At 53.5% G+C, this 26,615-nt stretch carries 22 protein-coding genes and 1 pseudogene; 8 read left to right on the forward strand and 15 right to left on the reverse strand.

The genetic code is table 11. From position 1 onward, the window contains the following. Positions 1 to 488 precede the first annotated feature (488 nt). Positions 489 to 1,967 carry a glycine betaine/L-proline transporter ProP gene (gene proP, locus ACI43T_RS10610; RefSeq protein WP_293279267.1) on the forward strand — a complete coding sequence of 493 codons (1,479 nt, stop codon included), beginning with the start codon at positions 489 to 491 and terminating at the stop codon, positions 1,965 to 1,967. Between the two features lie 90 nt (positions 1,968 to 2,057). Here the strand turns inward: proP and ACI43T_RS10615 are convergent, their stop codons facing one another. The 7 genes from ACI43T_RS10615 to def all read right to left on the reverse strand — a co-directional run bounded on the left by ACI43T_RS10615 (position 2,058) and on the right by def (position 9,969). Further along, positions 2,058 to 3,332, reverse strand: a complete 1,275-nt coding sequence (locus ACI43T_RS10615; protein WP_405386979.1) for a sigma-54-dependent transcriptional regulator — start codon at positions 3,330 to 3,332, stop codon at positions 2,058 to 2,060. After that, positions 3,319 to 5,451 carry a sensor histidine kinase gene (locus ACI43T_RS10620; RefSeq protein WP_405386981.1) on the reverse strand — a complete coding sequence of 711 codons (2,133 nt, stop codon included), beginning with the start codon at positions 5,449 to 5,451 and terminating at the stop codon, positions 3,319 to 3,321. The genes ACI43T_RS10615 and ACI43T_RS10620 overlap by 14 nt, the downstream gene beginning before the upstream one ends. A 3-nt stretch (positions 5,452 to 5,454) precedes the next feature. Further along, the gene (locus ACI43T_RS10625; protein ID WP_405386984.1) at positions 5,455 to 6,048 is read right to left on the reverse strand and encodes a DUF4390 domain-containing protein; all 594 of its coding nucleotides are present in this window, start codon (positions 6,046 to 6,048) and stop codon (positions 5,455 to 5,457) included. Next, positions 6,014 to 7,297, reverse strand: coding sequence for a 16S rRNA (cytosine(967)-C(5))-methyltransferase RsmB (gene rsmB / locus ACI43T_RS10630; RefSeq protein WP_405386986.1), 1,284 nt, complete (start codon positions 7,295 to 7,297; stop codon positions 6,014 to 6,016). The genes ACI43T_RS10625 and rsmB overlap by 35 nt, the downstream gene beginning before the upstream one ends. Before the next feature lie 109 nt (positions 7,298 to 7,406). Further along, a complete protein-coding gene (fmt, locus tag ACI43T_RS10635; protein ID WP_405386988.1) occupies positions 7,407 to 8,333 on the reverse strand; it encodes a methionyl-tRNA formyltransferase in 927 nt (308 codons plus the stop codon). Positions 8,334 to 8,493: 160 nt separating this feature from the next. After that, positions 8,494 to 9,177, reverse strand: coding sequence for an HXXEE domain-containing protein (locus ACI43T_RS10640; protein ID WP_314107748.1), 684 nt, complete (start codon positions 9,175 to 9,177; stop codon positions 8,494 to 8,496). Between the two features lie 288 nt (positions 9,178 to 9,465). Then, entirely contained in the window at positions 9,466 to 9,969 is a 504-nt protein-coding gene (gene def / locus ACI43T_RS10645) for a peptide deformylase (RefSeq protein ID WP_308022599.1), read from the reverse strand. Positions 9,970 to 10,262: 293 nt separating this feature from the next. Between def and ACI43T_RS10650 the strand changes: the two genes are divergently transcribed. Next, entirely contained in the window at positions 10,263 to 11,543 is a 1,281-nt protein-coding gene (locus ACI43T_RS10650; protein ID WP_405386991.1) for a LysM peptidoglycan-binding domain-containing protein, read from the forward strand. Positions 11,544 to 11,906: 363 nt separating this feature from the next. Here ACI43T_RS10650 and ACI43T_RS10655 read toward each other — a convergent pair whose 3' ends face one another. The 3 genes from ACI43T_RS10655 to pyrB form a co-directional block, all read right to left on the reverse strand. Next, the gene (locus tag ACI43T_RS10655; RefSeq protein WP_297955431.1) at positions 11,907 to 12,521 is read right to left on the reverse strand and encodes a hypothetical protein; all 615 of its coding nucleotides are present in this window, start codon (positions 12,519 to 12,521) and stop codon (positions 11,907 to 11,909) included. Between the two features lie 307 nt (positions 12,522 to 12,828). Then, on the reverse strand, positions 12,829 to 13,287 hold the full coding sequence (gene pyrI, locus ACI43T_RS10660; protein ID WP_405386993.1) for an aspartate carbamoyltransferase regulatory subunit: 459 nt from the start codon (positions 13,285 to 13,287) through the stop codon (positions 12,829 to 12,831). Between the two features lie 9 nt (positions 13,288 to 13,296). After that, complete coding sequence (pyrB, locus tag ACI43T_RS10665) at positions 13,297 to 14,217, reverse strand: aspartate carbamoyltransferase (protein WP_297955425.1); 921 nt, start codon at positions 14,215 to 14,217, stop codon at positions 13,297 to 13,299. 356 nt (positions 14,218 to 14,573) lie between these two features. Between pyrB and ACI43T_RS10670 the strand changes: the two genes are divergently transcribed. Continuing rightward, the gene (locus ACI43T_RS10670) at positions 14,574 to 15,431 is read left to right on the forward strand and encodes a GNAT family N-acetyltransferase (protein WP_293279289.1); all 858 of its coding nucleotides are present in this window, start codon (positions 14,574 to 14,576) and stop codon (positions 15,429 to 15,431) included. A 31-nt stretch (positions 15,432 to 15,462) separates the two neighbouring features. After that, positions 15,463 to 15,597, forward strand: coding sequence for a hypothetical protein (locus ACI43T_RS10675; RefSeq protein ID WP_256359130.1), 135 nt, complete (start codon positions 15,463 to 15,465; stop codon positions 15,595 to 15,597). A 115-nt stretch (positions 15,598 to 15,712) separates the two neighbouring features. Here ACI43T_RS10675 and ACI43T_RS10680 read toward each other — a convergent pair whose 3' ends face one another. Further along, on the reverse strand, positions 15,713 to 17,152 hold the full coding sequence (locus ACI43T_RS10680) for an OmpP1/FadL family transporter (RefSeq protein ID WP_405386996.1): 1,440 nt from the start codon (positions 17,150 to 17,152) through the stop codon (positions 15,713 to 15,715). Between the two features lie 219 nt (positions 17,153 to 17,371). Between ACI43T_RS10680 and ACI43T_RS10685 the strand changes: the two genes are divergently transcribed. Beyond that, entirely contained in the window at positions 17,372 to 18,127 is a 756-nt protein-coding gene (locus tag ACI43T_RS10685) for a class I SAM-dependent methyltransferase (RefSeq protein ID WP_405386998.1), read from the forward strand. A gap of 62 nt (positions 18,128 to 18,189) precedes the next feature. On the opposite strand, the gene ACI43T_RS10690 is transcribed toward ACI43T_RS10685, so the two are convergent. Continuing rightward, a complete protein-coding gene (locus ACI43T_RS10690; protein WP_009175258.1) occupies positions 18,190 to 19,521 on the reverse strand; it encodes an MFS transporter in 1,332 nt (443 codons plus the stop codon). Positions 19,522 to 19,784: 263 nt separating this feature from the next. After that, positions 19,785 to 20,822: a LacI family DNA-binding transcriptional regulator gene (locus ACI43T_RS10695; protein WP_405387001.1), complete on the reverse strand. Its 1,038-nt coding sequence runs from the start codon at positions 20,820 to 20,822 to the stop codon at positions 19,785 to 19,787. A gap of 556 nt (positions 20,823 to 21,378) precedes the next feature. Between ACI43T_RS10695 and pgi the strand changes: the two genes are divergently transcribed. Then, positions 21,379 to 23,004 (forward strand): glucose-6-phosphate isomerase, encoded by a 1,626-nt coding sequence (gene pgi / locus ACI43T_RS10700; protein ID WP_314107676.1) that lies wholly within the window; start codon positions 21,379 to 21,381, stop codon positions 23,002 to 23,004. Positions 23,005 to 23,096: 92 nt separating this feature from the next. Here the strand turns inward: pgi and dapD are convergent, their stop codons facing one another. Next, the gene (dapD, locus tag ACI43T_RS10705) at positions 23,097 to 23,918 is read right to left on the reverse strand and encodes a 2,3,4,5-tetrahydropyridine-2,6-dicarboxylate N-succinyltransferase (RefSeq protein ID WP_297955405.1); all 822 of its coding nucleotides are present in this window, start codon (positions 23,916 to 23,918) and stop codon (positions 23,097 to 23,099) included. A gap of 225 nt (positions 23,919 to 24,143) precedes the next feature. Then, complete coding sequence (gene pyk / locus ACI43T_RS10710; protein ID WP_009175263.1) at positions 24,144 to 25,613, reverse strand: pyruvate kinase; 1,470 nt, start codon at positions 25,611 to 25,613, stop codon at positions 24,144 to 24,146. Positions 25,614 to 25,927: 314 nt separating this feature from the next. On the opposite strand from pyk, the gene ACI43T_RS10715 reads away from it, so the two are divergent. After that, positions 25,928 to 26,452 (forward strand): hypothetical protein, encoded by a 525-nt coding sequence (locus ACI43T_RS10715; RefSeq protein ID WP_039851387.1) that lies wholly within the window; start codon positions 25,928 to 25,930, stop codon positions 26,450 to 26,452. Positions 26,453 to 26,532: 80 nt separating this feature from the next. Further along, positions 26,533 to 26,615: pseudogene (locus ACI43T_RS10720) on the forward strand (outer membrane protein assembly factor BamD); the annotation flags it as partial.

Raw genomic sequence — 26,615 nt, forward strand, 5'->3', positions numbered from 1 at the left:
TAAAGCATTGTAAGTGGAAAACATTTTACGTTTTCCCCGTTTAAATGCCGTCTGAAAGGCATCGCCAATGCCGTTATCTTAATTTTCAATATTTGCGCCGAACGGGAGCGAATTGCCGCTGAAATGAACCCGTTATTTCCATCCCGAATCAGGCAAAAAATCCTTACTGGAAAAAATCTTCTGAAAATTCATCAAGATTGGCATTATTCGTATGTTTCATCAGTATTTTTCCAAACCATTCGATACCTTCGCCCGACAGCCTTTTTAATACAACAGCAAGTAATATTAAAAAATTAATAAAGAAACAAATTTTCACTAAGTTCGAATAATCGTAAATTTTATGTTATAATAATGAATAACTTATAAAAACCATCACATTTTCATTTTTGAAATATCCAAATCCGGCGCTGATTTTCCATCCCGCCTTTCACATTGCACAGGCAATTCCGCCGCGTCTGAACAATAACTTAAGATAAAGGAGGTACGGTTTGATAGCTAAAACGCACAGACCTTTGAAACTTAACGATATTACGATTATTGAACGTGCAGACACCAAGAAAGCCATCTCGGCCGCGGCCTTAGGCAACGCCATTGAATGGTTTGATTTCGGCGTATATGGCTTTGTGGCTTTCGCACTCGGTAAAATCTTTTTCCCCGACGCATCGCCCAGCGTGCAGACGATCGCCGCACTGGGTACGTTTTCCGTTCCGTTTATTTTCCGGCCGTTGGGCGGCTTGGTGTTCGGAGCCCTCGGCGACAAAATAGGCCGGCAGCGGGTATTGGCGATGACGATTATCGTCATGTCGCTCAGCACTTTCGGCATCGGTCTGATTCCGTCGTACGACTCCATCGGAATTTGGGCGCCGATTATCCTGCTGCTTTTGAAAATCGCACAGGGTTTTTCGGTGGGCGGGGAATATGCCGGCGCGTCGATTTTCGTGGCCGAATACTCGCCCGACCGCAGGCGCGGCTTTATGGCAAGTTGGTTGGACTTCGGTTCGATTCTGGGATTCTTGCTGGGTGCAGGTATGGTTTCCGCGCTCCATCTGCTATTGGGCGATAGCAAGTTTATGGAGTGGGGCTGGCGCATACCGTTTTTCCTTGCGCTGCCGCTGGGCATCATCGGTTTGTATTTGCGGCATGCTTTGGACGAAACACCCGTTTTCCAAGAACATACCGTCAATATGCCGCATGAGAAGAAAAACAAAACCAGTCTGCGCGATTTGTTTAGAAAGCACAAACGCAACTTTTTGATATGCAGCGGCATCGTACTGACTACCAATGTTACCTATTACATGCTGCTGACTTATCTGCCCAGCTACTTCTCCCACAACCTCGGTTATCCTGAAAACCACGGGGTTTTGATTATCATCGCGGTAATGATAGGGATGCTGTTCGTACAACCGCTTATCGGCTGGTTGAGCGACAAATACGGCCGCCGCCCGTTTATCCTCACCGGTAGTTTGTCTCTTTTGTTTTTTTCGTGGCCTTCTTTCTACCTGCTGACAACCGGCAAACCCGTTCTTATTTTCTTCGGCCTGCTGGTGCTGGCCTTGTCGTTGAACATGTTAATCGGCGTGATGGCGGCAACCCTGCCGGCGCTGTTTCCGACTTCCATCCGTTATAGCGGTCTGGCCGTGGTGTTCAACATTTCAATCGTCTTGGCCGGCCTAACCCCGACCATTACTTCGTTTTTGGTGGAAACCACCCACAATCTGCACATTCCGGCCTTCTACCTGATGATATTCGGCCTGTTCGGCCTGATGGCGGCCAAACTGATGCATGAACCGGCCAACAAGCCGCTCACCGGCGGCAAGCCGCTGGCCAGCGACAAAGCCGAAGCCAAAGAATTGCTGGCCGAACATCATGACCGGATTGAGGAAAGCATTGAAGCCATCGATGAACGGATTAAAGAATTGCAGCGCAAACGCAAAATCCTTGCGGCGCAACATCCGCATATAGACTGATAAACTTCGCTTTGGAGCAAAATCGGAGGCCGTCTGAAATATTTTCAGACGGCCTCCGATTTGTCAGCAGGTTAAAAAACAATTGACGGTTTACTCGTCCGCGCCCTTATCTCCCGAACGGCGCGATACGCTGATGCCGAGCTGTTTGAGCTTGCGGTACAAATGCGTCCGCTCCAGCCCGACCTTTTGTGCCACGCGGCTCATATTCTGGCCTTCCTGCGCGATGTGGTATTCAAAATAACGGCGTTCCAATTCTTCGCGCAACTCGCGCAACGGCATATTGAAATTGAAACCGCCGACGATTTCGGAAGAAAAAGATTGCGAAGTCCTGCCCAAAGCCGTGCCGACTTCCTGCTCTTCCACTTCGCCGCCGTCCGCCCCCAGTGCCAAACTCTTGACAACGCCGCGCAGTTGGTCGAAATTGCCCGGCCATTCGTACTGGCGCAATACGGCCAATGCGCCGCTGCTGAATTTGACCGGTTGGATTTTTTGGGTGTCGGCCAACTCGGTAACGATTTGGTTGACCAAAAAAGCAATATCGTCCGGCTGACTGCGCAATGGTGGCAGGGCGACAACTGTTTTCGACAGCAATTCGAGCAGCCTGCCGTCCTGCACCGCGGTTTCCTCATTACCGCGGCTGTTGGCAGCGATAATGCGGACGTTATAGCGGTCGGCCTTACCCAAAAGGAACACGATGCCGTTTTGGATATTCTTGCTGTACTGTGCAATATCGCCGACATACAGCACGCCGCCGGTCGCTTTTTGCAACAGTTCCAGCGGGGTATCGACGATATGTTCCACCTTGGCCGGTTCCACCCAAGGCGTACCGTTTTTACGGAGATGGCGCGCCACTAATTCAAACGGCGAACCGACTTCGCCGCTTAAGAGCACCGGACCGCTTTGTTTGGCGGCGGCTTCAAGTTTGTGGTTCAAATCTTGGATGACCGGACTATTGCCGAGCTTGTCGAGAGACAGGCCGGAAGCCGCCTGCATCTCACCGTGTTTCAGCGCACGGTCAACCGTGGAAAGCAGCTTGTGCAGGGTAATCGGTTTTTCTAGGAAATCCAGCGCGCCGATTTTGGTGGCTTCAACGGCGGTATCGATGCTGGCATGACCGCTCATCATCACCACGGGCATGTTGAGCTGCCCGTTTTTCGCCCATTCCTTCAACAGGGTGATGCCGTCGCAGTCGGGCATCCAAATATCAAGCAGAACCATAGCCGGACGAACCTGATGGCGCAGTTGGCGCGCTTCTTCGGCATTTTCCGCCAAAGCCACGGAATAACCTTCGTCCTGGAGGATTTCCGAGAGTAAATCGCGGATACCCACTTCATCATCTACAATCAAAATATCACTGCTGCGCATAAGTTTCTACCAATCGGGGTAAGGCTGTTTTGACACAAGCACCGCCGTCCGGCCTGTTACTCAGGCTGATGCGGCCTCCGTGCTCTTCGATTATTTTTTTGACGACGGGCAGCCCCAATCCTGTGCCTGTCGGTTTGTCGGTTACATAAGGCTCGAAAGCATTATGCAGCATCTCTTTGCTGAAGCTCTTGCCGTTGTTGCATACGGTCAAAACCGCTTCCGCTCCGTCTTCCGTCTGCCCCGTAGCCACGGTAACAGACGGTTGTCCGTCGCTTTCCGCAGCTTCGGCGGCATTTTTGAAAATATTGTGCAATACCTGCCGCATGGCGGTGGTATCGGCTGCAATCCACAGCGGTATCTTACTGAGTTTGGCTGTGAATGTACACGCGCCGCCTTCATACAGCAATAAAACTTCCTCAATCAGGCAGTTCAAATCATGTTTTTCCAAATTCAACGACGGGGCCCGCGCATAATTGCGGAACGCTTCGACCATTTCTTTCAGCGCGGCCACCTGTTTGATGATGGTATCGGTGGAGCGCGTCAGGATGTGGGCGCTTTGTTCGTCCAATTTGTCATGCAATTTCCATGCCAATCTCTCGGCGGAAAGCTGGATGGGGGTAAGCGGATTGCGGATTTCGTGCGCCAGCCGTTTGGCCACCTCACCCCATGCCGCCTCTTTCTGCGCCCGAACCAACACGGTAATGTCGTCGATGACCATGACCAGGCCGTTGTCGTTGTCGTCTGGCAGCTCGGTTGCCTTGCCCAACAGGATGCGTGCATCGTCAGGCGCGGCATATCCGACCTGAACCGGTTTGCTGCCGCCCGCCGTTTCCGCAATCGCGGCGAAGGCTTCCGCCAAAATGGTCTGTTGCGGCGACTGGCCGTTCCAATCCTGCCAGATGCTGCCGGACAGCGGCATGAGCGGTACCCCCAAAATCCGTTCGGCGGCTTTGTTAAAGGTTTTCAGACGGCCTGCCGAGTCCAGCGTAATCACACCGGTTGTCAGGCTTTCCAATACACATTCGAGATAATGCCGCGCAGCTTCCTGTTGCAGGCGGTTTCGTTCGTCGGCCTCTTTGGCAATCGCGAGCTGCTCGGTCATATGGTTGAACAAGTGGGTCAGACGGCCAAACTCGTCATTGCGGAAAATCGACCGCCTCTGCGTGAAATCGCCCTGGGCCACCGCCCTCGCCCCCTCGGCCAACGACAAAACGGGTTCGACGAAACGGCGGGCAAAGTAAAGCGCCATGACCAAGGCCAAGAAAATCGCCAGCAGGGTCGCCACCAGCAGCGTAACTAGGAAGAATGTCTGCAAACCTTTTTTGGTATAGCTCAACTCGGCATATTTCGCCCGCGCCGACTCAATCAGCGTCGCATCTTCCGCCACGTTCTTCGGAATCGGCTGGCGGAAAAACAGCGCATAATCCTGCCCGCGGTATTTGCCGAGCGACAGCCAACCCTGCGCATACAGGATATTGCCGATGTTTTCCAGCCCGCGCACCGAACCGGACTGAAGCAGCAACTCCTTATCCTGCGCGCCGATTGCCGGCTGATTCAACTTCAGCGGGTTGATGCTTTTCTCAAATTTGCCGCGTTCGACATTGTAAAGCGCAAGCTGGGCAAATTCGCCCCTCTTCGCGTTTTCCTCCAATGCCTTGGCCAAATCGTTGTCCAGCGACGATGCGCCGATTAAATCAATCTGCACCGGCGTGGCATTACTGACTGCGTTGTCCACTGCCAGATTCAATGCGGATTTACTCAGGTTCAGGCTGCGCTCAAGGGCTTCGTGGGTATCGTTGCCGAACCAGGAATTAATCGTGCCGTTGATAAATTGGGCGGAAATGCCGAACAAAAACACGCCCGGCAACACCGCCACCAGCGTGAACATCCCCGACAGCCGCCGCGCAATCTGCGAGCCGAACACACCGCTGCTGCCGTCGCGCATCAACAGCAGCACATAACGCACCAGCACCGAGGCCAACACCACCATCAGCAGCACGCACAGCGCAATCATCCACCAGAAATAGTCGGCCAAACTGCTGCCGCTGCCGGTGGCGACGGTCAGGCCGTAAAGCAACAATACCGCAAGCAGCGCGGCAATCGGGAGAAAGCGCCGCATAGTTTATTCCTGAGTGATGGACAATGACTTCCAGCCTGAATCAAGATGCCAGTTTTTAGAAGTCAGCGCATTGATTTGAAAAGGCTTCGGCAGTTTTGCCGTACTCATCAGCAGGCGGACTTCCGCTTTGGCTTCTTTGGGCGAAACGCCGCTGAGCGTACCGCTGTCGAGCACCTTCCAGTTGGCAATCGCCCCTATGCCGCGCAGGGCGGTTTCAAGCTGGTCGTATTCGGTGGAGAACGTACCGACCGTTACGCGGTAACGGTTGGTCAGAGGATGGAACGAGAGTTTGTATTGGACGCTGCTGTCGTCATTGACGAACTGGCCGATGCGGAAACGGTAGGCCGCCACGGTCGGCGCGGAAAGCTGGCAGCTTAAGGTGAAATTGAGCGGCACGCCCTGCCTGAGCGCCTGCTTGAGCTGGTCGGGCAATTCGACTTGGAAACGGCTGCTCACGGCAAGCTGCCCCGAAGCCGTCAAAACCGCTTCGGCGCGGGTCGAGCTGATGCCTTCGCCCGACGCGTGCAACGATACGGCCAGCAAAAGCGGCAGCAGAAACAGTTTACTGTTTTTCAATAAGCGCGTAATAAAAGCCATCTTGGTATTTGTTCGGTAAAAGCACATGCTCTCCGGCTGGTTTTGCATCGGCATGGCGGTTGAGGAATTTTTGCAGTTGCTGTGTGTTTTCTTCCACAAAAACCGAGCAGGTTGCCAGCAACATCCTGCCGTTTTTCGTCAGGGTTTGCCAAAGCGCGTCTAACAAGGCTTCCTGCTGGCGGGCGGTTTTCACCGCGTCAGTCGGTCGGCGCGACCATTTGATGTCGGGATTGCGGCGCACGACGCCCGACGCAGTGCACGGGACATCGGCCAAAACCGCGTCAAACTGTTTTCCATCATACCATGCCGCCAAATCCCGCGCATCGGCGCAGTATAGAGAGGCCGTCTGAAAACGAGTTTTACGAGTTTCGCCAAAACCTAAACGATCGAGATTGTCCCCCACACGTTTCAGACGGCCTGCATCAATGTCCAAAGCGGTAACATGACAATCCGCCAGTTCCAAAATATGCCCCGTCTTGCCGCCCGGCGCGGCGCAGGCATCCAAAATCCGTTCGCCGTCTTTAGGGTTTAACAGATACGCTGCCTGCTGCGCGCCGAAATCCTGCACCGACACCAGGCCGTCTGAAAAGCCGGGCAGGCGGCTCACCGGCACGGCTTCTTCCAACGTAACCGCATATTCGTCCAACGCCTTTGCCGCGATACCTTCCGCCGCCAATTTTTCCAGATAAACCTCCGCATTGCCGTGGCGGCGGTTGACACGCAGCGTCATCGGCGGATGCGATTGCAGCGCGGTGGCGATGTTGTGCCAGTGTTTCGGATAATGGTTTTTCAGGTACGCCACCCACCACAGCGGCAGGTTGTGTTTCGCCACATCGTCTTTTTTGCACGAAGCCTCCAGCTTCTGCCGCTCGCGCAAAAAACGCCGCAAAATCGCGTTGGCAAACGAACGGAACTGCCCGCGCCCAATTTTCGCGATGCTCTCGACCGCCTCGTTGACCACCGCATGAGGCGCGTTGCGCGTGTAATGCAGTTGGTACATCGCCGCCAAAAGCAGGCTTTCGAGTTGCGGGTTGCCAATCGGCTTTTTCAGCATCTGCGCGAGCATATATTTCAAGCTGCCCAGATAACGCTGGCAGCCGTAGGCGATGTCTTGCAGCGCGCCGAGTTCCTGTGCCGTCAGTTCAGGGTGGGCTGCGCGGATAGCGGCCAATACGTCTTGCAGGTTGCGGCCTTTGGCAACGGCGGCAATACTTTCGGCGGCGAGTTGTTGGGCGAGGGACATGCTCATGACAGTTTGCTTTCTGATTTTGGGGTATCGGGATGTGTCGTTTTTTCAGACGGCCTTGGGAGGATTTGAGGCCGTCTGAAAGCGGGTTTCGTGAAGATTGAAGGTTGTTTTACAGCACTGTTCCCGCTTCAACCGTATGTCCCGCGGCAAAAGCCGCGATGTTCATCCGTTTGCTGCCAGAAGGCTGCAATTCGGTAATTTTCAGCGCGTTCGCACCGCAGGCGACAATCAGGCCGTCTGAAGAACAGGACAACACTTCGCCCGCCCTGCCTTGTTGCGCTACTACTTCCGCCCGCCAGATTTTCATCGGCTTGCCCTGATATTCCACCCACGCAGCGGGAACGGGGTTGAAGGCGCGGATTTTGCGTTCAATCACTGCCGCGCTTTCTTTCCAATCGATACGTGCTTCTTCTTTGCTTAATTTTTGTGCATAAGTCACGCCTTCTTCGGGCTGTTTGACGCTTTTCAGACGGCCTTCTGTTTTTAATTGTTGCAAATCAGCAACAATTGCCGCCGCACCGAGCTTCATCAGCGCGTCGTGTACTTCATTCGCCGTATCGGTCGGTTGAATGGCGTAACGGTGTTCGCTGACCACATCGCCGGTGTCCAAACCGATGTCCATCTGCATGATGCACACGCCCGTCTCGGCATCGCCCGCTTCAATCGCCCGCTGAATCGGTGCCGCGCCGCGCCAACGGGGCAGCAGCGAGGCATGGATGTTGAGACAGCCGTGTTTCGGCGTATCCAGCACGTCTTGCGGCAGAATCAGTCCGTAGGCAGCAACGACCATCACGTCGGCCTCAACCTCTTTGAGCATTTGCAGGGCTTCGGCGTTGTTGCGCAGTTTTTCAGGCTGCGCCACGCGCAAACCCAATTCCAATGCGGCCTGCTTCACGGGAGACGGGGTAAGCTGCATCCCGCGTCCTTTGGGACGGTCGGGCTGGGTCAACACCAGCGGGATTTCAAAACCGGCGGCGGCTATGGCTTTTAAGGCGGCAGCGGCAAAATCGGGCGTACCAGCAAAGATGACTTTCATGGGGAAACTCCTTGGGAATGGGTTTCAGACGACCTCTGTACCGCAACGGCAACCTTGTCTCCGTCTGACGGAAAGGAACAGATTACGAGATACGGCTGTTACTGTTTTTAATCACTATATTATATTTAGTGCAGGCTGCTTTTTAACCTTCGATGATGCCCTATTTAAGTTGATACCGTTGTTTGATGTAGCGGTAAAAGAAACCATAAAATTCCCTGTCGTTTTCATATCTGAACGGGCTGTTTTTATCACTAAGCCTGTCTTCGGGAATCCTGATTACCAATATAATGCCGGCAAACAGATAAACGATACCCAAAGCCCAATCGTAACCGGACAAAAGGTTTTCAGAGATGACCGTATGCAGATAACGGTATGCGCAAAAACCACCGGCCAACCAAGCCGTAAGCAGTCCGGGACTGTACAGCGGAAGACCCTTAGCCCTTGGAAGAAATGCCAAGACGGTATGAATCATCACTTCCAATCCCCAAAATACTGCAACGCCTATCCCCAGAAAATAAAGCGAAGGGAAAAAGGCAGATATTGTCAGGAATAAGACCCCAAGAAAATTAACGGTCATGGAAATCATCGGGTTCATAGGATAACAATCCGAATAATCCTTTGGATTCTTCACCGTATTAAATGAAAAACCGAAGCCGCCGGGGAAAAATTCTTCTTCAAAAATATGCAGTAAGAGTGCAAACGCCATCCCTATTTGATATTTATGATGAAGCGGCAAAGAGTCGTTAAACAGATACAAAACAATCAACTCTATTAGTCCGACGGCAACAAGGAAAACAGGCCAGCATTTTTTTAAGACAGGGAAAATTATCTCAAATTTTTTCATGGCTTCTCTCCGCATAAAATCAGGTTAAAAATAAACAAGCGCCAAAAGCGGAGTTTGTCTTAATAATCATATACTTTTAAAACAGTTTTAAGCCACTTTTACCGCCTTATTTTTGAGCCGCGCCTGCCAATACGAGCGGAAAGACAACTGTTAAGCACATCAAACGGATACCGTACCGCAACAAAGAATACGACAAACATTGCGACAGGTCGTCTGAAAGTTTGAAAAACAACGGCTTGCTGCCGCTTTCCTCTTTCAGACGACCTGTCCAATCGTATCATTCGGCTTTTAGATAGTGTGTTTCTGACGTTTTTTCAGTTTGGTCTTAATACGACCCTGCTTGAGCTGCGACAGGCGTTCGACAAAAACGATGCCCATCAGGTGATCCAACTCGTGTTGCACGCAAATCGCCAACAGCCCGTCCGCTTCCAGCGTAAATTTTTCGCCTTTTTCGTTCAAAGCCTCAACCTTGACGCGTTCGGCGCGGGTAACGGTGTCGTAAATGCCCGGCACGGACAGGCAGCCTTCTTCGTAAGTAGTTTCGCCGTCTTTTTCAACAATAACGGGGTTGATAAACACGCGCGGCTCGCTGCGGTCTTCGGTCAAATCCATCACAACGACACGCTCATGCACATCGACCTGCGTCGCCGCCAGCCCGATACCGCGTGCTTCATACATGGTTTCAAACATATCGGCAACCAGCTTTTGGATGCGCTCATCGACTTTTTCGACGGATTTTGCCACGGTGTGCAGTCGCTCGTCGGGGTATTGCAGGATGTTCAGTAAAGCCATTTCTGGGTACTCTCGTTAATTTGGGTTCGGGCCGGTGCGTTTGTTTTCCAAATAGTGCGCTTTGCAGACAGGCAAACCGCCCCGCCGGCCTTCAAATGTGTGTATTTAATACATGGCGGCATGTGTTTTGCCACAATTTCTATGATGACGGTAACATTCAATGTTAAAATAGTGCCTCGTTAATTCTAGTATAGGCCATACTTAAGCACTCATTGATATTTTTTACGAGTGATTAATGTAATCTTTTTCAGTTAAATTAAAGACAAACCGAATCAATTTCAAGGGGAACGGTTATGCAAAAACGTATTATAACCCTGCTTTGTGCCGCAAGTATGGCGGTTTCCGCCCAAATTCACGCCGCCGCGCTGAAAGTGCGGCCGAACGCACCGCAACGTTACGTTGTCAAGCAGGGCGATACTTTGTGGGGTATTTCCGGAAAATACCTTTACAGCCCGTGGCAGTGGAACCGCCTGTGGGGCGCAAACCGCAGCGACGTGCGCAATCCGCACATGATTTATCCGGGACAAGTGTTGCTGCTGCGCTATGTCAACGGCCAGCCGCGCCTCGGCTTCGAAAGTTCCAGCTTCAATTCAGACGGCATTCCCATTATCAAACTGCATCCGCGCGTACGCGAAGCCTCTTCCGGCTACGGTATCCAAACCGTCAATGTCAACTTCTACCGCATGTTTATGCAGCATCCGCAAATCATCGACCAGATGAAAACGCAAAACGCCCCCAAACTTATCGAAGGCCCCGACAACCGCCTGATGTACAGCAAAGGCGAGCGCGTATACGCCTACGGCATTACCGAACCCGGCCGTTATCTGGTTTACCGCGCCACCAAAGACATCACCGACCCCGATACGCATAAATATCTCGGCCAGGAAGTCGTATTCAGCGGCATCGTCAGCACCCTGCCCTACACAAACAGCGCTTTGGAAGCCGCCAGCGATAAAGATAAGGAGTACTTGAAGGAAGGCGAATACTACACCCGTATCCACCCGTTGGCGAAAGTGCCTACTCAAACAGCCCAGCCTATGGTGGTGGAAGAAGCGGTATCCGAAATCCGCAAAGGCGATTTCCTGCTGAAAATGACTGACGAAGGCAAAAGTTTCCAGATGATGCCTCATGCGCCGACACGGCATATCGATGCCAAAGTCGTATCTATCTTCGACGGCGTGAGCGAAGCCGGCCAATTCCAAACCATTACGCTGAACAAAGGTGAAGCCGACGGTTTGGACAAAGGTACGGTTCTCAGCCTTTATAAACGCAGCCGCCAAGTGAAGGTGGATTTGGAAAACGGTAAAAAAGGCAGCAAGAGCGTGGTGAAATACGTTTCCATCCCTGCCGAAGAAGTCGGCTTGGCCATGGTGTACCGTACCGGCGAGCGTTTGGCGTCCGCCATCATCCTCGAAAGCCTGACCAGTGTGAACATCGGCGATACCGCTTCCGAACCAGGCCGCGATTTGGACAATATGGCCGACGACAAACCGCATGTCCGCAACGAACCGCAAGATTCGCACGATACGAGAAACAACGAATACAACTTCCGCAGCAACATCAATCTTTATTGATCGCCTGAAATAATCCGAATCTTGTTTAACCGTATCACAAGGCCGTCTGAAAATCTGATTTCAGACGGCCTTGTTTTATTTTTTCTTCGTTTGAATCGCCACTTTACGGTTTCAGACGGCATCCGCGTTACCAATCCGGCCTGATGACGAGATGAAAAATTTTAAATACCGGCGTTCCAAAGTTTGTGCAAGAAATATAAAGATAACGGCACGCCTCCGTTTCGAAATGTCGATTGGGTATTGAAACATAACCGCAAAACGGTATCCGACGCCCGCCCGTATGTAAATCGGCGAAAGAATTAAACTCCTTTAACCGCCCTCTTCCGACATTTCAACGGAAACAAGCCTGCACCGGACCTCCGTTCAGACGGCACGATTCAAGCCGGCCAATTCCAGCACGTTTTCCGATTTGCAGGTTTCGCCAAATGTATTTTGGTATTCGAGACGCAATTTGACCACGCCGCTCAAGCCGTTTGGCGGTAACTGCGCGGTCAGCTCTTCTACATCGGCGAATGCGCCGCTGTATGTTTCGCCTGCGGCCAGCATGTCGAGGCCGTCTGAAAAAACCGGCAACCGGCTGGCGGCCGCGGTAACAGCGTTGCTGGCTGCATGGTTGGGCAGGGCTTCGATATGGAAACGCACTTTGCCGGCCGCGCCTTTGCCGTGGTTTTTCACCGACAACACTAATGCGGCGGGGCTGCCTTCCATGCGTCGGATGGCGGCATGGAGCACGGGGTGAATCTGTTCCCGCTGAATCCGCTGTTCGCGTTGCATCCATTCCGTCTGGCTGCGTACTTTATACATGACCAGCAGGCACACCAGCCATGCGGCGGTCAGTGCCGCAACTGCCGTTACTGTCGGGGCGAGGTCGGAAAGATAATCTTGCGGGTTGAACCAGAGGCAGGCCGTGAGAAATCCGGCAAAGTAAATCAAAACATAGAGCAGCGGAGCGGAACGGGTCTGTACGTTTGAGGGCATCGGTCTGTATTTCCTGCTTTTGTAGTCAAAGGCCGTCTGAAACGACGGAATCGGCGACCGAAGGGATTTGCCGGCAGGCAGCCATCTTGGAACTTACATTCCGTATCATTCTTCGGCGCTTTACCCGCATATTTTCAAATATATTTGCACAATTCGGGAAACGGGACGATAAAAGGCAGCTTTCTTTGACTTTCCGTAAGGTGGATGAAACGCAAAAGGCCGTCTGAAAACGGAACCGGTCAGGGTCGGGTTATTCCGTTTTCAGACGGCCTTTCCATTCGGGAAACAGCGTCAAATGCCTTAACCGTTAGGCCTCGGCTACCGAATCGCGGCTGTATGTTTTCTCGCAGTAATGGCATTTCAGACGGGTTTGCCCATTTTGCGTTTTGACGTAGAAGCGGCTTTTCACCGGTTCGCCGTGGCTGGCGCAGTTGGCATTGGGGCAGCGGAACACTTCGGCAATTTCGTCGGGCAGGGTCAGGTGGCGTTTGGCCACCACTTTGAAATCGGCGATGGTATTGACGGTAGCTTCGGGCGCGAAGAGGGCGAGGCGGTTGGCGGCTTCATCGTCGAACGCCACGCCGGAAATTTTGATGATGTCTTTGCTGCCTTGGGTTTTGCTGGGCAGGTTGAAGCCGACGGTTACGGCGCTACCGTAATGCAGCAGTTTGAACTGGCGCAGGATGGTCAATCCCAGCCCGGCAGGGATGTGGTCGATGACGGTGCCGTTTTCGATGGCTTCGACGCTGAGTTTTTTATTTTCCATGTTTGCTCCTTACACTTCTTCGTTCAACACCAGCGACAAAATCGCCATGCGGGCGTAAACGCCGTTGGTCGCCTGCTCGAAATAGTAAGCGTGCGGCGTGGCATCGACGTCGGGGTGGATTTCGTCAACGCGCGGCAGGGGGTGCAGCACGCGCAGGTTGGGGCGGGCGTTGGCGAGCATGGCGGCGTTGAGGTTGAATTTGCCTTGGATTTTGGCAAACTCTTGTTCGTCGAAGCGTTCGCGTTGGACGCGGGTCATGTACAGGATGTCCGCCCATTCGATAGCGGCTTCGAGGTCGGGCAGGATTTGGTAACGGCAGCCTGCGGCTTCGAGTTCTTCGGTGATGTATTCGGGCATGGCGAGGCTGGGCGGGGAGACGAAAGCGAATTCGCAGTCCCAGCGTTTGAGGGCTTGGCAGAGGGAATGGACGGTGCGGCCGTATTTGAGGTCGCCCGCCATGGCGATTTTGAGGTTGTTCAGACGGCCTTGGGTTTCGTAGATGGTAACGAGGTCGAGCAGGGTTTGGCTGGGGTGTTGGTTGGTGCCGTCGCCGGCGTTGATGACGGGGACTTTGGAAAACTCGGCGGACACGCGCGCCGCGCCGTCTTTGGGGTGGCGTTGGATGATGGCGTCGGTGTAGCTGGAGATGATGCGGGCGGTGTCGGCGAGGGTTTCGCCTTTTTTCGCGCTGGTGTTCGCACCGTCGGCAAAGCCGATGACTTTGCCGCCCAAGCGTTGTACGGCGGTTTCAAACGACAGGCGCGTGCGGGTGGAGGGTTCGAAAAAGCATGAGCCGATGAGTTTGCCTTCGAGCAGGTCGTCGCGCGGGTGCTCTTTCAGCTTCAAGGCCGTCTGAAGCAGCAGTTCGAGCTGTTCGGTACTTAAATCGGAAATGGAAATGACGTGTTGGCGGTAAAGCGGATTAGGCATGGGGGCTTCCTTTGTCCATAAAAAACCCGCCTTCTGACAAATGGCGGGATGGGGCAAACGGCGAAACCGCTGCGGCCGGCAGCGTGGCACAGGGGCGGTATCCGGTGGAACGAATCATTTTTTGCCGTTTTAGAGTGTTTGACCGATGAGCGGATTATCGCATATTCGAAGGCCGTCTGAAAGCGCGGTCCGCCGCGCCGGCGTGTTATTTCAGACGGCCTCCGCGCCCTGCCGCGCCGGATACCGCCGTCCGCCCTTGGGCCGTTTCGGGCACCCTTCGTCAAACCACCTTAGCGGGAAACGGGCGGTGAAGGTATAATTCACTTATTGTTCCAAATTATCTCAGGAAAAACGCCATGTTAGTGTGCAACCCATACGAAGTTGTGATTCACGGTACGACAAGCAAAGGTAAGATTTTCCGTCCGAGCGACTGGGCGGAGCGGCTGTGCGGGATTTTGTCGTCGTTCGACAAAGACAACCGCCTTTCCTATTCGAACTGGGTGCGGCCGATTCTGGTGGACAAAGTGCGCTGCGTGGCGGTGGATAAAAAACTGGAAGAAGCCAATCCGCCGATGTTCCGCTTCCTGATGGACTTCGCCGCCGACAACGATTTGCGCATCATCGACTGCAAGCAGCTGTTGGAAGAACGCGAGAGCGGCGTGCAGGAAGATGTGCCCGAAACCCAAGTGTTGCTGGCACAGGCGATTGAGGAAAAACACGCCGCCGAACGGGAGGAGTCCGTCCTGCCCATCAAAACAGGGGCAGAAGCGGCGGAGACCGTGTTGCGCGAAATCACGGCGGAAGAAACCGCCACCGCGTTTGCCGCGCTGAGCGTGCTGCGCCCGAATCTGACCGACATCAACCGTTTCGTCGAACAAATCAACACCCGCCAGCGCGCCGCCGGATACCGGCTGTTCGGTATTTTCGAGGAAGGCAAACACAATGCGGTGTCGGTATGCGGTTTTCACGAAGCGTTCAATCTGGCCAGCGGCCACCATCTGCACATCGACGACATCGTAACCCTGCCGCAAAGCCGCAACAAAGGCTACGCTTCGCGGCTGTTGCGCGAAGTGCGCAAGACGGCGGCCGAAGCGGGCATTGCGAAAATCCATTTGAACGTCCACGTCGATCAGGAACGTGCGCCCGCCCACCGCCTGTATTTCAATAACGGCTTTTCCATCAGCGCCTACCATTTCCGTTGCGATGCGCAATGAGGCCGTCTGAAAACACAAACGGAGAAATTTTATGATGAAATCCCTCAGCCTTGCCGCCCTGCTTCTGTTGGCCGCCTGCGCGGGCGTGTCCGGCAACGGCGGAACGGAAATGTACGGCGAAATCACTACCGGCGTGGAAACGGGGCGGACGACGTTCGGACGTTGATTCCGCTTTAACCGGCGCGATGTTTCCGCCGCCCTTCCCGCACGGTCGGTAAGTTCTAATAAATAAGGCCGTCTGAAACGGATGTTTCAGACGGCCTTATCGTTTGCCCAGCGGATTATTTGAATTTATAGCTGTATTGCAGCCCTACGATATTGGCGTAGTTTCGGAATTTCGCATAAGCCGTGCCTTTGCTGTCCACATTGTCGCCGGTCGAAGCGGCGGCGGAGAAGGTGGTGTCGTTGATGTGGATGTGGCTGTATGCGACGTCGAACACATGGTTTTTGCGGAGCGTGTATTTCGCACCGAACGAATACCAAATGCGGTTGCCGTCGGGAAGCGTGTTCAGGCGGCTTTGCGCGCCGCGTACCGGACTCTGGTCAAAAGCGATGCCGGCGCGAAGCTGCAAGGGTTCGCTGTATTGGTACGAACCGCCGACGGCGACTTTGTAGGTATTGCGCCAGTTGGGCGTGATGATGGTGCGGTCGGAAGTTTTGCCGACGCCGATGGCTTTGATGTTTTCAAACACCAGCTCGGCTTTGTTGAAGCGGCTGTGGCGCGTCCAGGTAACGTCGCCGAACAGGTTGAAGCGGTCGGTGGCCTTGTACATGCCGTGTAACGACAGCGATTCGGGGGTAACGATTTCCACCTCCGCCTTTTCATGCGGGACATAGCCGCTGCCGCCCGCGGCAACGGGCACACCGATGCGGGCGGCGTAAACGGGTTTGACGTAGTCTCCGTCGGCATACCAATCGGCGCTGCCTTTGAGCTTGTGTTTGACTTTGGAGCGGTAGTTCGCACCGACGCGGACGCGGTCGTTAATGTCCCACAACCATGCGAACTGGTAGCCGAAACCCCAGTCTTTGCCTTTGACTTCGGCATGGCCGTCGGCATGGCCGGTCGCATCCACGCTTACCGGGCGGCCCGCGGCCTGCGACGCCTGACGGCTTGCCAGCGCACTGACGGTACCGGAAGCGTCCCAGTCGGCGTATTTGCGCAGCTCGGCGGAAGAGTGTTGGGCAATCAGGCCCGCGCCGACGGAATGTTTGTCGTTGAATTTATAGGCAACCACCGGCTCGACGGCGATACTGGTCAGGCCGAGGCGGTTGAGGTGATGGCGCAGTACCGACTGCCCGCTGTAATCGGTGGCTGAGGCAAACGGCACATACACGCCCAAACCGACGGTAACGTCGCCGGCTTTATATGCGCCGTAGAGATGCGGCGCAAACGTGGCTTTTTTGGTGATGGTGCCGCTGGTTTCACCGCCGACGGCCGTTCCGGTACGGCGGTAGGCCGCTTCGGCACCGGAGTATTCGATGTGCGGCATGACGATGTTGGCGGCGGCGGTGATTTCACTGTTTTCCAGTTTGGCCAGGCCGGCGGGATTATAGAAAATGGTGGAAGCATCGACGGCTTCGGCAGCGGCGGCGTTGGCCGTGCTTTGCGCGGTTACGGACTGGGTGCCGAAATGGTAGCCCGATGCGAGGACGGGCTGGACGGAAAAGACGGCTCCCAAAAAAGCGGCAATGGTTTTCAACGGTGTTTTCATGTGCATCATAACTTCGGTCAACGCGCGGGCGGTTTTTCGTGAATAAGGCCGTCTGAAAAGGAACGCCCGCGTTTTCAGACGGCCTGTTTAGTATAAGTGCTCCATTCTATAACAGGGACGGTGTTTACGGTAGGTTTTTTAAGACCTTATCGGCGGCAGTGTGCTATTCTGCTGCTTTTCTGCAATTTCGCATCCGCCGTTTCCGACCCTTTTGGAGGCCGCCCGAACATGACCACCGTCTGCCTGACCGATTCCGCCACCGATTCCGCCCGCCGTTTGGCGGAGCAGTTCGGCCTGACCGTTGCCGCCTCCCCGCCCGAGTCCGGTGAATACCTGCTGGCGGATTCAGACGGCCTCAGCCTCTGCCGTGCGGGGGAAAAGGGGCGCGTCAAGGTTGATTTTTCGGGAGGGGCGGCCCAATACCGACGCACCAAAGGCGGCGGCGAACTGATTGCGAAAGCGGTCAACCATACGGCGCGGCCTACGGTATGGGATGCGACCTGCGGTCTGGGGCGCGACAGTTTCGTGCTGGCCTCGCTCGGCCTGAGCGTACACGCTTTCGAGCAGAATCCCGCCGTAGCCTGCCTGCTTTCAGACGGCCTGACCCGCGCCCTGCAAGACGGCGGCATCAGCGACATTGCGCAACGCATTACCCTGCATTTCGGCGACGCCTGCGCCCTGATGCCCGAACTGGCATTGAAGGCAGGCCGTCCCGATGTGGTTTATCTCGACCCGATGTATCCCGAACGGCAGAAGTCGGCGGCGGTCAAAAAGGAAATGGCTTATTTTCACGGACTGGTCGGCGCGGCACAGGACGAAGCCGCACTGCTGGCCGCGGCACGGACCGTTGCCCGAAAACGCATCGTCGTCAAACGCCCGCGGCTGGGTGTTTTTTTAAACGGCGAAGAACCGGCCTACCAGTATGCGGGCAAGAGTACGCGGTTTGACGTCTATCTGCCGTTCAGTCCCGTTTCGGAAAAATAAGGCCGTCTGAAAACCCGAAAAGGCCGTCTGAAATTTCAGACGGCCTTTTTGCTGCTTCGGTATCAGGCGTTTTCGGATACGCCGACAGGTTTGTTGGATGTTTTAATCATGACGGTCAAGCTGGCGGCAATAACGAGGAAGACGCCCGCGAAGATCATGGCGTTGGATGGATTCGCACCGAGGAAAGTTTTATAAATCCAACTAAAGGTAACGGTTTCGATAAACATCGGAATCACAATCATCATGTTGACGATGCCCATATACACCCCATAGCGTTCTTTCGGAATGGAATGCACGACAATCATAAACGGCACGCCCATCATACTCGCCCAGCCGATACCGAAGCCGATCATCGGAGCGAACATCAGGTATTTGTCGGTGATGTGCGGAATCGCCAAAAGGGCGAGTGCGGCAAGGGTAACGGCAAAGGCGTGGACGTATTTGGCAGCGTATCTGCGCGTCATCCACATCAGTCCGAAGGCGGAAATAAAGGTAACGACGTTGTAAAAACCGTTGACCAGCCCCGTCCATGCAACTGCCTGTTCATAGGCGGCTTTGTCAGCAGAAGTGGAATGCCAAACGGATTGAACGATACTGTGGGAGATGTATTGCCAATAAACAAAGAGTGCATACCATTGGAACAGGTAAACCGAAGCAAGCTGCCATAAGGGCGTCGGCATTTCTTTGATGGCGATGCCGATGTCTTTGATAGCATGGACGGGGCCGCTGGGTTGGGCTTTAATCGCTGCCATTTCTTCAGGGGAAGGTTCGTGTTCGGGAGTAGACAATACGGTAACCAAAACGGAACCGATGGAGCAGACGGCACCGATGTAAAAGGAGCCGAATACCCAGTAAGGAATGCCTGCTGCGGAGGTTTGGTTCAGCCAGCCGACTTGCTGGAGGAGGTAGAGCGATATGTTGGCAAGGGTAATGCCCAAACCGGTAAATACGGACTGCATCAAAAAGCCGGTGGATTGCTGGTGTTCGGGAACAGTGTCGGCGATGAAGGCGCGGAAAGGCTCCATCGCGGTATTGTTACTGATGTCCAACAGCCACAGCAGCAAGACGGCCATCCACAGTGCGGTAACGTGCGGATATAGGAACAGACACAGACTGCAACCGATGGCGCCGATTAGGAAATACGGGCGGCGGCGGCCGAGTCCGGGTATCCATGTACGGTCACTCATCGCACCGATAAGAGGCTGAACAATCAGGCCGGTAACCGGACCTGCCATGTTGAGGTAGGGCAGTATGCTGGGATCGGGATTGAGGAAGCTGAAAATCGGATTGATGGCGGTCTGTTGCAAGCCGAAGCTGTACTGGATACCGAAAAAGCCGAAATTCATCAACATAATCTGGCGAAGCGTCATCGCCACTTGTGGGGATACTTTCATTTGGAGTTTACTCCTGTTGATTAAAAGGCTGAAAAAAAATCTCCGTATGCCGGAAGCGGCAGTATCGAGACTGAAAACCGTCTCTTCTGTTGAGCACCGCACCGGCTCGGTACTGCAGACGGATGGAGTTTCGCCCGCAGCCTTGGTTCTTATAACAAAACCAAATTAAATATTTTCCCGCTTATCCCAAACCCGCTTCCCAAAACAGAACGGCGGATTGTTTCAGACGGCCTCCCGTTTAGGAAGAAGCCCTCCTCGTTGATTCATTTCAGGCTGACGACAGACTGCCGCCATATGGTTTCTCCGGCAACCCGGACGATATGTCCCGTTTCTTTTTTGCCGTCGGCCGCACCCAGCAGCATATCTGCCGCCAGTGCGCCCATGCGCATATAAGGCAGCTCGGTACTGGTCAGCGGCGGAAACAGCGTTTCCGCAATCGCGCTATGGTTGTCGTAGCCGGCCACGGAAACCTGTTCCGGCACGCGCAATCCCCTCGTCCGCAGGATACCGTACACACGCACCGCCATTTCATCGTTGCCGCAGCAGATGACGCTCGGCGGCTGCGGCAGGGCCGTCAGGCGCAGAATTGCCGCCAACAACGGTTCGCTGTCGTTACTATGGTCGGGGTATCCCGTTTGCAGCAGCTCAGGATCAAACGCAATGCCCGCACCTTCCAGCGCACGACGGTAACCTTGAATGCGCAGCCTTGTGGCTTCTATGCCTCGCGGCAGGGTAACGTAGGCAATGCGCGTATGGCCGTGCCGGATAATCTGCCGCACCAAATCGTATTGCCCCTGCTCGTCGTCGGGCAGCACCGACGGCGTACCCGACGCATCGAAACAGTTGACCAACACGATCGGACAGGCATTCGTGATTTCGGGCAGGGCGACTTCCTGATGGTATTCGGCCACATAAAGGATGCCCTCGGCACGGTGTTCCATAAAGGTGCGGATAAGGGGCTCGATTTGATCGGCTCGGTTTGCCGTATCGGCAATCATCAACGTTTTACCCGCCGCACGCATCTGCTGCTGGATGCCTTTAATCAGGAACATGTCGGGCAGACCGTGCACGCGGAACGCTTCGCCGGTGCGCGAAATCGCACCGGTAATCAACCCGACCAGCCCCGAACGGTTGGAACGCATAATCCGCGCGGCGGAAGACGGGATATAGCCCAATGCCGCAATCGCTGTCTCTACTTTTTCACGCGTCGCGTCACTTACCGCCGCATCACCGTTAATTACACGGCTGACCGTTTTCGGGGAAACGCCGGCGCGGGCGGCAACATCATAAATGGTAGCCATCAAACCGTCCTACACACCGCTGTAATTTTCAATATTGTTACAAAGCATATCACAACTGACATCGGTGTCATACTGTATTTTTAATACAAAATTGACCGAAATCAAGCAATCCCCGAGCGTAAAACATACACTTCTTAACCATACCGCCTTTTTTTCGCGCATTTATTCTAATTTTTAAAATTTTGTTACCCGACATATTGTTACAAGTCAAAAATATTGCTATTTCGTTCTCTATTTTCATTTAGACATACAAAATTTGCTCTTAAAAGTAATAAAATAACAATCAGATTGCAGCGGAAGTGTTAAGCCGGCCTGCGGACAAGGCCAAACACCGACAGAGGCCGTCTGAAAATATCTGAAAAACAGCCGTCCGGCTCAAAGCCGCCTTGAAATTTACACGCCAAACATCTAAGATATTCTATTGATTTATAAATATTTTTATCAAACAAGAATAATACGCGCAAGCTATTTCCTTTAAATTCAGCAGGTTGCGGGGCAACACCCCGCCTGCCACATCCGAGTTTCCTCAAACCTCAAACCCATGAAAGAAAGCCTTATGACTACCCAATCCCCTGCATGGCAAAAACTGGCTGAACACCAACAAGCCACATCCCAACTCCATATGCGCGACCTGTTCGCCGCCGATGCAAACCGTTTCAATGCGATGCATGAAACGTTGCACGGGCTATTGTTCGATTACAGCAAAAACCGCATCACTGAAGAAACCCTGACCCTGCTGTGCAATCTGGCCGACAGCGCGAAGGTCAAGCAACGAATGCAGGCCATGCGCCGTGGCGACAAAATCAACACCAGTGAAAACCGCGCCTCGCTGCATATCGCCCTGCGTCTGCCCGAAAACGCCGACCCGATTATGGTGGACGGTGAGAATATCGTTCCCAAAGTGCATACCGAGCTTAATCGCGCCCTTTCGTTCGCCGGAAGCATCATTGACGGTTCGCACACCGGCATTACCGGCAAACGCATTACCGACCTTGTCCACATCGGCATCGGCGGTTCGGATTTAGGGCCGCAGATGGGTGCGCAGGCACTCTATTTTTACCGTACCGGCGTGCGCGTGCATTTCGTCAGCAACTCCGACGATGCCGACATCGCTCAAACCTTGACGACACTCGACCCGGAAACAACCGTATTCAGCATTGCCAGCAAATCCTTCGGTACGCCGGAAACCTTGCTCAACGGACAGGCGGCCCGCGACTGGTACCTGCAACACGGTTTGCCTGAAGAAGGCATTTCCCACCACTTCTGCGCCATTTCCAGCAATGTCGGTGCCGCCATCAAATTCGGTATCCCCCCAGAACGCGTATTCGGTATGTTCGACTGGGTCGGCGGACGCTACTCCATCTGGTCGACCATCGGTTTTCCGATGATGGTGGCCGTCGGTCCCGAAAACTTCCGCGAGTTTCTGCGCGGCGCCCATGCGATGGACGAACATTTCTTCAATACCGAATTCCGCCACAACATTCCCGTCCTGATGGCGCTGCTGAATGTGTGGTACAACAATTTCTACCATTCAGACGGCCACACTACCGTGCCTTACAGCCACAACATGCGCCGTTTCACTGCTTGGCTTAACCAGCTCGATATGGAAAGCTGCGGCAAACAGCGTACCCTCGACGGCAAACCTGTCGACTGCATTACCGGCGGCATTATATTCGGCGAAGAAGGGCCGAACTGCCAGCACGCCTACTTCCAGCTCCTGCATCAAGGCACACGTCTGATTCCGGCCGATTTCATCGTGCCCATGACCACACCTTACGGCATCGGCCGCCAAAACCGCTTTACCGTTGCCAACGCCTTTGCCCAATCCGAGGCGCTGATGAAGGGCAAAACGCTGGAGGAAGCCCGCGCCGAGCTGTCTGCCCTGCCCGAAGCCGAACGCGAAAAGCTTGCCCCGCAAAAAGAATTTCCCGGCAACCGTCCGAGCAACAGCTTCCTCTTTGACAAACTCGACCCGTTCAACCTCGGTATGCTGATGGCCGCCTACGAACACCGTACTTTCGTCCAAGGCGTCATTTGGAACATCAACCCCTTCGACCAATGGGGGGTGGAATACGGCAAAGTGCTGGCCAAAGCCATCGAACCAGAACTGGAAAGCGGCACATCCGCACACGACAGTTCCACCAACAGTTTGGTCGCTTTCTACCGCCAATGCCAGAAATAAAAACCGGATAGGACCGGTGTCCGTTAGTTAAAACGGAGAGGCCGTCTGAAACAATGTTTTCAGACGGCCTCTTTCATTATCGGAAACCGAAATCAAATACCGCGCAACAATTCGTTAACGCTGGTTTTAGCGCGGGTTTGCGCATCCACGCGTTTGACGATAACGGCGCAGTAGAGGCTGTGGCTGCCGTCTTTGGAAGGCATACTGCCGGATACGACGACAGAGCCTGCCGGTACGCGGCCTTGGTAAATTTCACCGGTAGTGCGGTCGAGGATTTTGGTGGATTGTCCGATGAACACGCCCATGGAAATCACGCTGCCTTCTTCGACAATCACGCCTTCGACGATTTCGGAACGCGCGCCGATGAAGCAGTTGTCTTCAATAATGGTCGGGCTGGCTTGCAGGGGCTCGAGTACGCCGCCGATGCCGACGCCGCCGCTCAAGTGAACGTTTTTACCGATTTGTGCGCAAGAGCCGACGGTCGCCCAAGTATCGACCATCGCGCCTTCGTCAACGTATGCGCCGATGTTGACATAAGACGGCATCAAAACGACGTTTTTGGCAACAAAGCTGCCGCGGCGCGCAACGGCACCGGGTACGGCGCGGAAACCTGCCGCACGGAATTCGTCTTCCGACCAGTCGGCAAACTTGGTCGGCACTTTGTCGAAGTATTTGTTCACGCCGTCGTTGAGAACTTCGTTGTCTTGGATGCGGAACGACAGCAACACGGCTTTTTTCGCCCATTCGTTGACTTTCCATTCGCCCACGCCCAAGCGTTCGGCAACGCGCAGTTTGCCTGAATCGAGTTGGCGGATGGTTTCCAACACGGCTTCTTTGACTTCGGGGGTAACGGTGGACGGGCTGATGTCGGCGCGGTTTTCAAAGGCGGTTTCAATGATATTTTGCAAAGACATGATGTTTCCTTTTGATGAAGTTGAGGCCGTCTGAAACTCCGCTTCAGACGGCATGACCGCAGTATTGTGCCATGTAAACCGCCATCCGTCAGCAGCGGCGGGGCATTTCAAAGCAGACCTTTTCTGAAAAAACATTAAGGCCGTCTGAAAAGGTTTAAATCCGGTCTTCAGACGGCCTCCAAACCAAAAAAGCAGGCCCGAAAGCCTGCTTCCCATATTTCCGTATCAATCCACGCTCATAACTTGCAGCATATTGGTCGAGCCGGACTGACGCATTTGCGAACCACTGGTAATAATATATTGGTCGCCCGGTTTCAGGATCTGGCGGTCGACCAAAATAGATTCCACTTCTCTCAGTGCGGTATCGTGATCGGTACTGGTCGCCAAAATCATGGGGCGGACTCCGCGGTACATCGCCATACGGCGCTGCGCGGAAATGCTCGGCGTCAGCGCAAAAATCGGCAACTGGATATTGTGGCGGCTGATTTCAAAAGCCGTCGAACCGCTTTCGGTCAACGCGACAATCGCCTTGGCATCAACCGCACGCGCCACACTGACCGCACCACCGGCAATCGCCAAGTTGATGTTGGCCACCACACCGCCGGTGTCTTCATCCACCCCGTTCAACGAATCCTGCTCATTTTCGGCTACAGCGCAGATAGTCGCCATTTGGGTAACGGTTTCAAACGGATAAGCACCAACGGCAGTTTCAGCCGAACACATTACGGCATCGGTACCGTCCAGCACGGCATTGGCGACGTCGCTCACTTCGGCGCGGGTCGGCACAGGATTGGTAATCATGGATTCCATCATTTGGGTCGCAGTGATGCTGAAACGGCGCAACTCGCGGGCACGACGAATCATGCGCTTTTGCAAGGCAGGCACGGCGGCATGACCGACTTCCACAGCCAAATCACCGCGCGCAACCATAATGCCGTCGCTGGCTTCGATGATTTCATCCAAGTTTTCAATGGCCTCCACGCGTTCGATTTTGGAAACCAAACCCGGACGGATGGCATTGCTGCCTTTCATCTCTTCTTCCACCTTCGCCCGAGCCATATGCAGGTCTTCCGCCGATTTTACAAAACTGATGGCCAAATAGTCGCAACCGATGGCTATCGCCGTTTTCAAATCACGGAAGTCTTTTTCAGTCAACGCCCCCGCCGACAATCCGCCGCCGCGTTTATTGATACCTTTGTTACTCTTCAACTCATGACTGTTTTCAACGGTCGTCGTGATTTTACTGCCGTCGACCGAATCCACAGTCAACGTCAGCAAGCCGTCATCCAGCCACAAAACATCACCGCTTTGCACGTCTTTCGGCAAGTCGCGGTAATCCAAACCCACCGCTTCCCTTGTGCCTTCGCCTTCCAAAGCAGCATCCAAAACCAACTTCTCACCTTTGTTCAACTGAATACTGCCGCCTTCGATTTTACCAACGCGGATTTTCGGCCCCTGCAAGTCGGCCAGGATTGCAATTTCCTGTCCCGCACGTTTCGCAGCTTCGCGCACGATGCGCGCATTTTCCTGATGGAATTCAGCCGTACCGTGGCTGAAGTTGAACCGAACCACATTCAAGCCGCCCACGCGAATCATATCTTCGAGCAACTGGACATTATTACTGCCCGGGCCAAGCGTTGCGACAATTTTAGTATTGTGGCGGATACGGGTTAAATCACGTTTTGAGGTATTCATGAAGTGTCCTTTCCAGTCAGGCATTTGTTATTGATAGGAAATTGTAACTCTAATTGCCACGGATTTGGTAGAAAATTACGGAAAAATCACAAGATTTTCTGACTTGGGCTAAGTTTACCCGTTGGCCAAACTTTGTCTTAAATCATAATAAAAATGAAAACAAAGGAACGTTCTTCCGACCATATTCGCTAAATCGAAAATTCGGAAACATTCATTTCCAGACGGCCCTCCGGCCTTAATAAAATGTTTGACCGTGGTTACACGTTTGCTGATAAAATGCCGCTAAAATACTGCGTATAAAGGATTATTTTCCAATGAGACGGTTTCTAAGTTCAATCCCAATTTGGATTGTTTTGGCTGATATGGTTTACGGATTCACCTTGAACGTAACCCAAAGCCTCAATTCCCGACACTCAGCCCCCACCTCTTCAGACGGTTTGCCACTCACTCCCGACATCGCATTTAATAGTCTACAAACCCTCTCCAACGGCGGGATGATTCTTATTATTGGCTTCGGTCTTGTAGTTTTACTACAACTTAACCGTACCGTATTAAAAAAACAGATTCTTCCTATCGGCGTATTTCGTACCTTGGGACTCTTAGCCGTACTGGCATTTAGTATACCCTCTCTATGGGAATGGTTTTGGGCGCTAATACGTCTGACTGGTGGTGAGAGTGTACTTAATTTTAGCAACATCCGATATTTAATTACATCTATTTGCTTACCTCTAATCGCGCTTACCTGTATTTTCCGCCTATTCGGCTGGTCCCGCCTACATAAGACATTGCCTAATGAGATAGGAAATAACATAGAGGATACAGAAATACAAAGACTCTAATTTAATATTGATGGTGCTTATATCTACTTTTGGTAACGGAGCAGACCAACAAGCGTTTGCGGAAGCCCGCATGTTGAACATCGTTGGCCATGATGGAGCTGGCATATAAGAAGCTGGGCAAACCGCAGCTGGCAGCGGACAGCAGACGCATTCTGGCCGGCAA

This window comes from Neisseria oralis (genome assembly GCF_045062685.1).
Classification (GTDB): Bacteria; Pseudomonadota; Gammaproteobacteria; order Burkholderiales; family Neisseriaceae; genus Neisseria; species Neisseria oralis.

Bases quoted from the DNA above. Each gene is read 5' to 3' on its own strand.
- ACI43T_RS10615 (WP_405386979.1), bottom strand. From the start codon at position 3,332: ATGCGCAGCAGTGATATTTTGATTGTAGATGATGAAGTGGGTATCCGC.
- ACI43T_RS10620 (WP_405386981.1), bottom strand. From the start codon at position 5,451: ATGCGGCGCTTTCTCCCGATTGCCGCGCTGCTTGCGGTATTGTTGCTT.
- ACI43T_RS10625 (WP_405386984.1), bottom strand. From the start codon at position 6,048: ATGGCTTTTATTACGCGCTTATTGAAAAACAGTAAACTGTTTCTGCTG.
- rsmB (WP_405386986.1), bottom strand. From the start codon at position 7,297: ATGAGCATGTCCCTCGCCCAACAACTCGCCGCCGAAAGTATTGCCGCC.
- fmt (WP_405386988.1), bottom strand. From the start codon at position 8,333: ATGAAAGTCATCTTTGCTGGTACGCCCGATTTTGCCGCTGCCGCCTTA.
- ACI43T_RS10640 (WP_314107748.1), bottom strand. From the start codon at position 9,177: ATGAAAAAATTTGAGATAATTTTCCCTGTCTTAAAAAAATGCTGGCCT.
- def (WP_308022599.1), bottom strand. From the start codon at position 9,969: ATGGCTTTACTGAACATCCTGCAATACCCCGACGAGCGACTGCACACC.
- ACI43T_RS10650 (WP_405386991.1), top strand. From the start codon at position 10,263: ATGCAAAAACGTATTATAACCCTGCTTTGTGCCGCAAGTATGGCGGTT.
- ACI43T_RS10655 (WP_297955431.1), bottom strand. From the start codon at position 12,521: ATGCCCTCAAACGTACAGACCCGTTCCGCTCCGCTGCTCTATGTTTTG.
- pyrI (WP_405386993.1), bottom strand. From the start codon at position 13,287: ATGGAAAATAAAAAACTCAGCGTCGAAGCCATCGAAAACGGCACCGTC.
- pyrB (WP_297955425.1), bottom strand. From the start codon at position 14,217: ATGCCTAATCCGCTTTACCGCCAACACGTCATTTCCATTTCCGATTTA.
- ACI43T_RS10670 (WP_293279289.1), top strand. From the start codon at position 14,574: ATGTTAGTGTGCAACCCATACGAAGTTGTGATTCACGGTACGACAAGC.
- ACI43T_RS10675 (WP_256359130.1), top strand. From the start codon at position 15,463: ATGATGAAATCCCTCAGCCTTGCCGCCCTGCTTCTGTTGGCCGCCTGC.
- ACI43T_RS10680 (WP_405386996.1), bottom strand. From the start codon at position 17,152: ATGATGCACATGAAAACACCGTTGAAAACCATTGCCGCTTTTTTGGGA.
- ACI43T_RS10685 (WP_405386998.1), top strand. From the start codon at position 17,372: ATGACCACCGTCTGCCTGACCGATTCCGCCACCGATTCCGCCCGCCGT.
- ACI43T_RS10690 (WP_009175258.1), bottom strand. From the start codon at position 19,521: ATGAAAGTATCCCCACAAGTGGCGATGACGCTTCGCCAGATTATGTTG.
- ACI43T_RS10695 (WP_405387001.1), bottom strand. From the start codon at position 20,822: ATGGCTACCATTTATGATGTTGCCGCCCGCGCCGGCGTTTCCCCGAAA.
- pgi (WP_314107676.1), top strand. From the start codon at position 21,379: ATGACTACCCAATCCCCTGCATGGCAAAAACTGGCTGAACACCAACAA.
- dapD (WP_297955405.1), bottom strand. From the start codon at position 23,918: ATGTCTTTGCAAAATATCATTGAAACCGCCTTTGAAAACCGCGCCGAC.
- pyk (WP_009175263.1), bottom strand. From the start codon at position 25,613: ATGAATACCTCAAAACGTGATTTAACCCGTATCCGCCACAATACTAAA.
- ACI43T_RS10715 (WP_039851387.1), top strand. From the start codon at position 25,928: ATGAGACGGTTTCTAAGTTCAATCCCAATTTGGATTGTTTTGGCTGAT.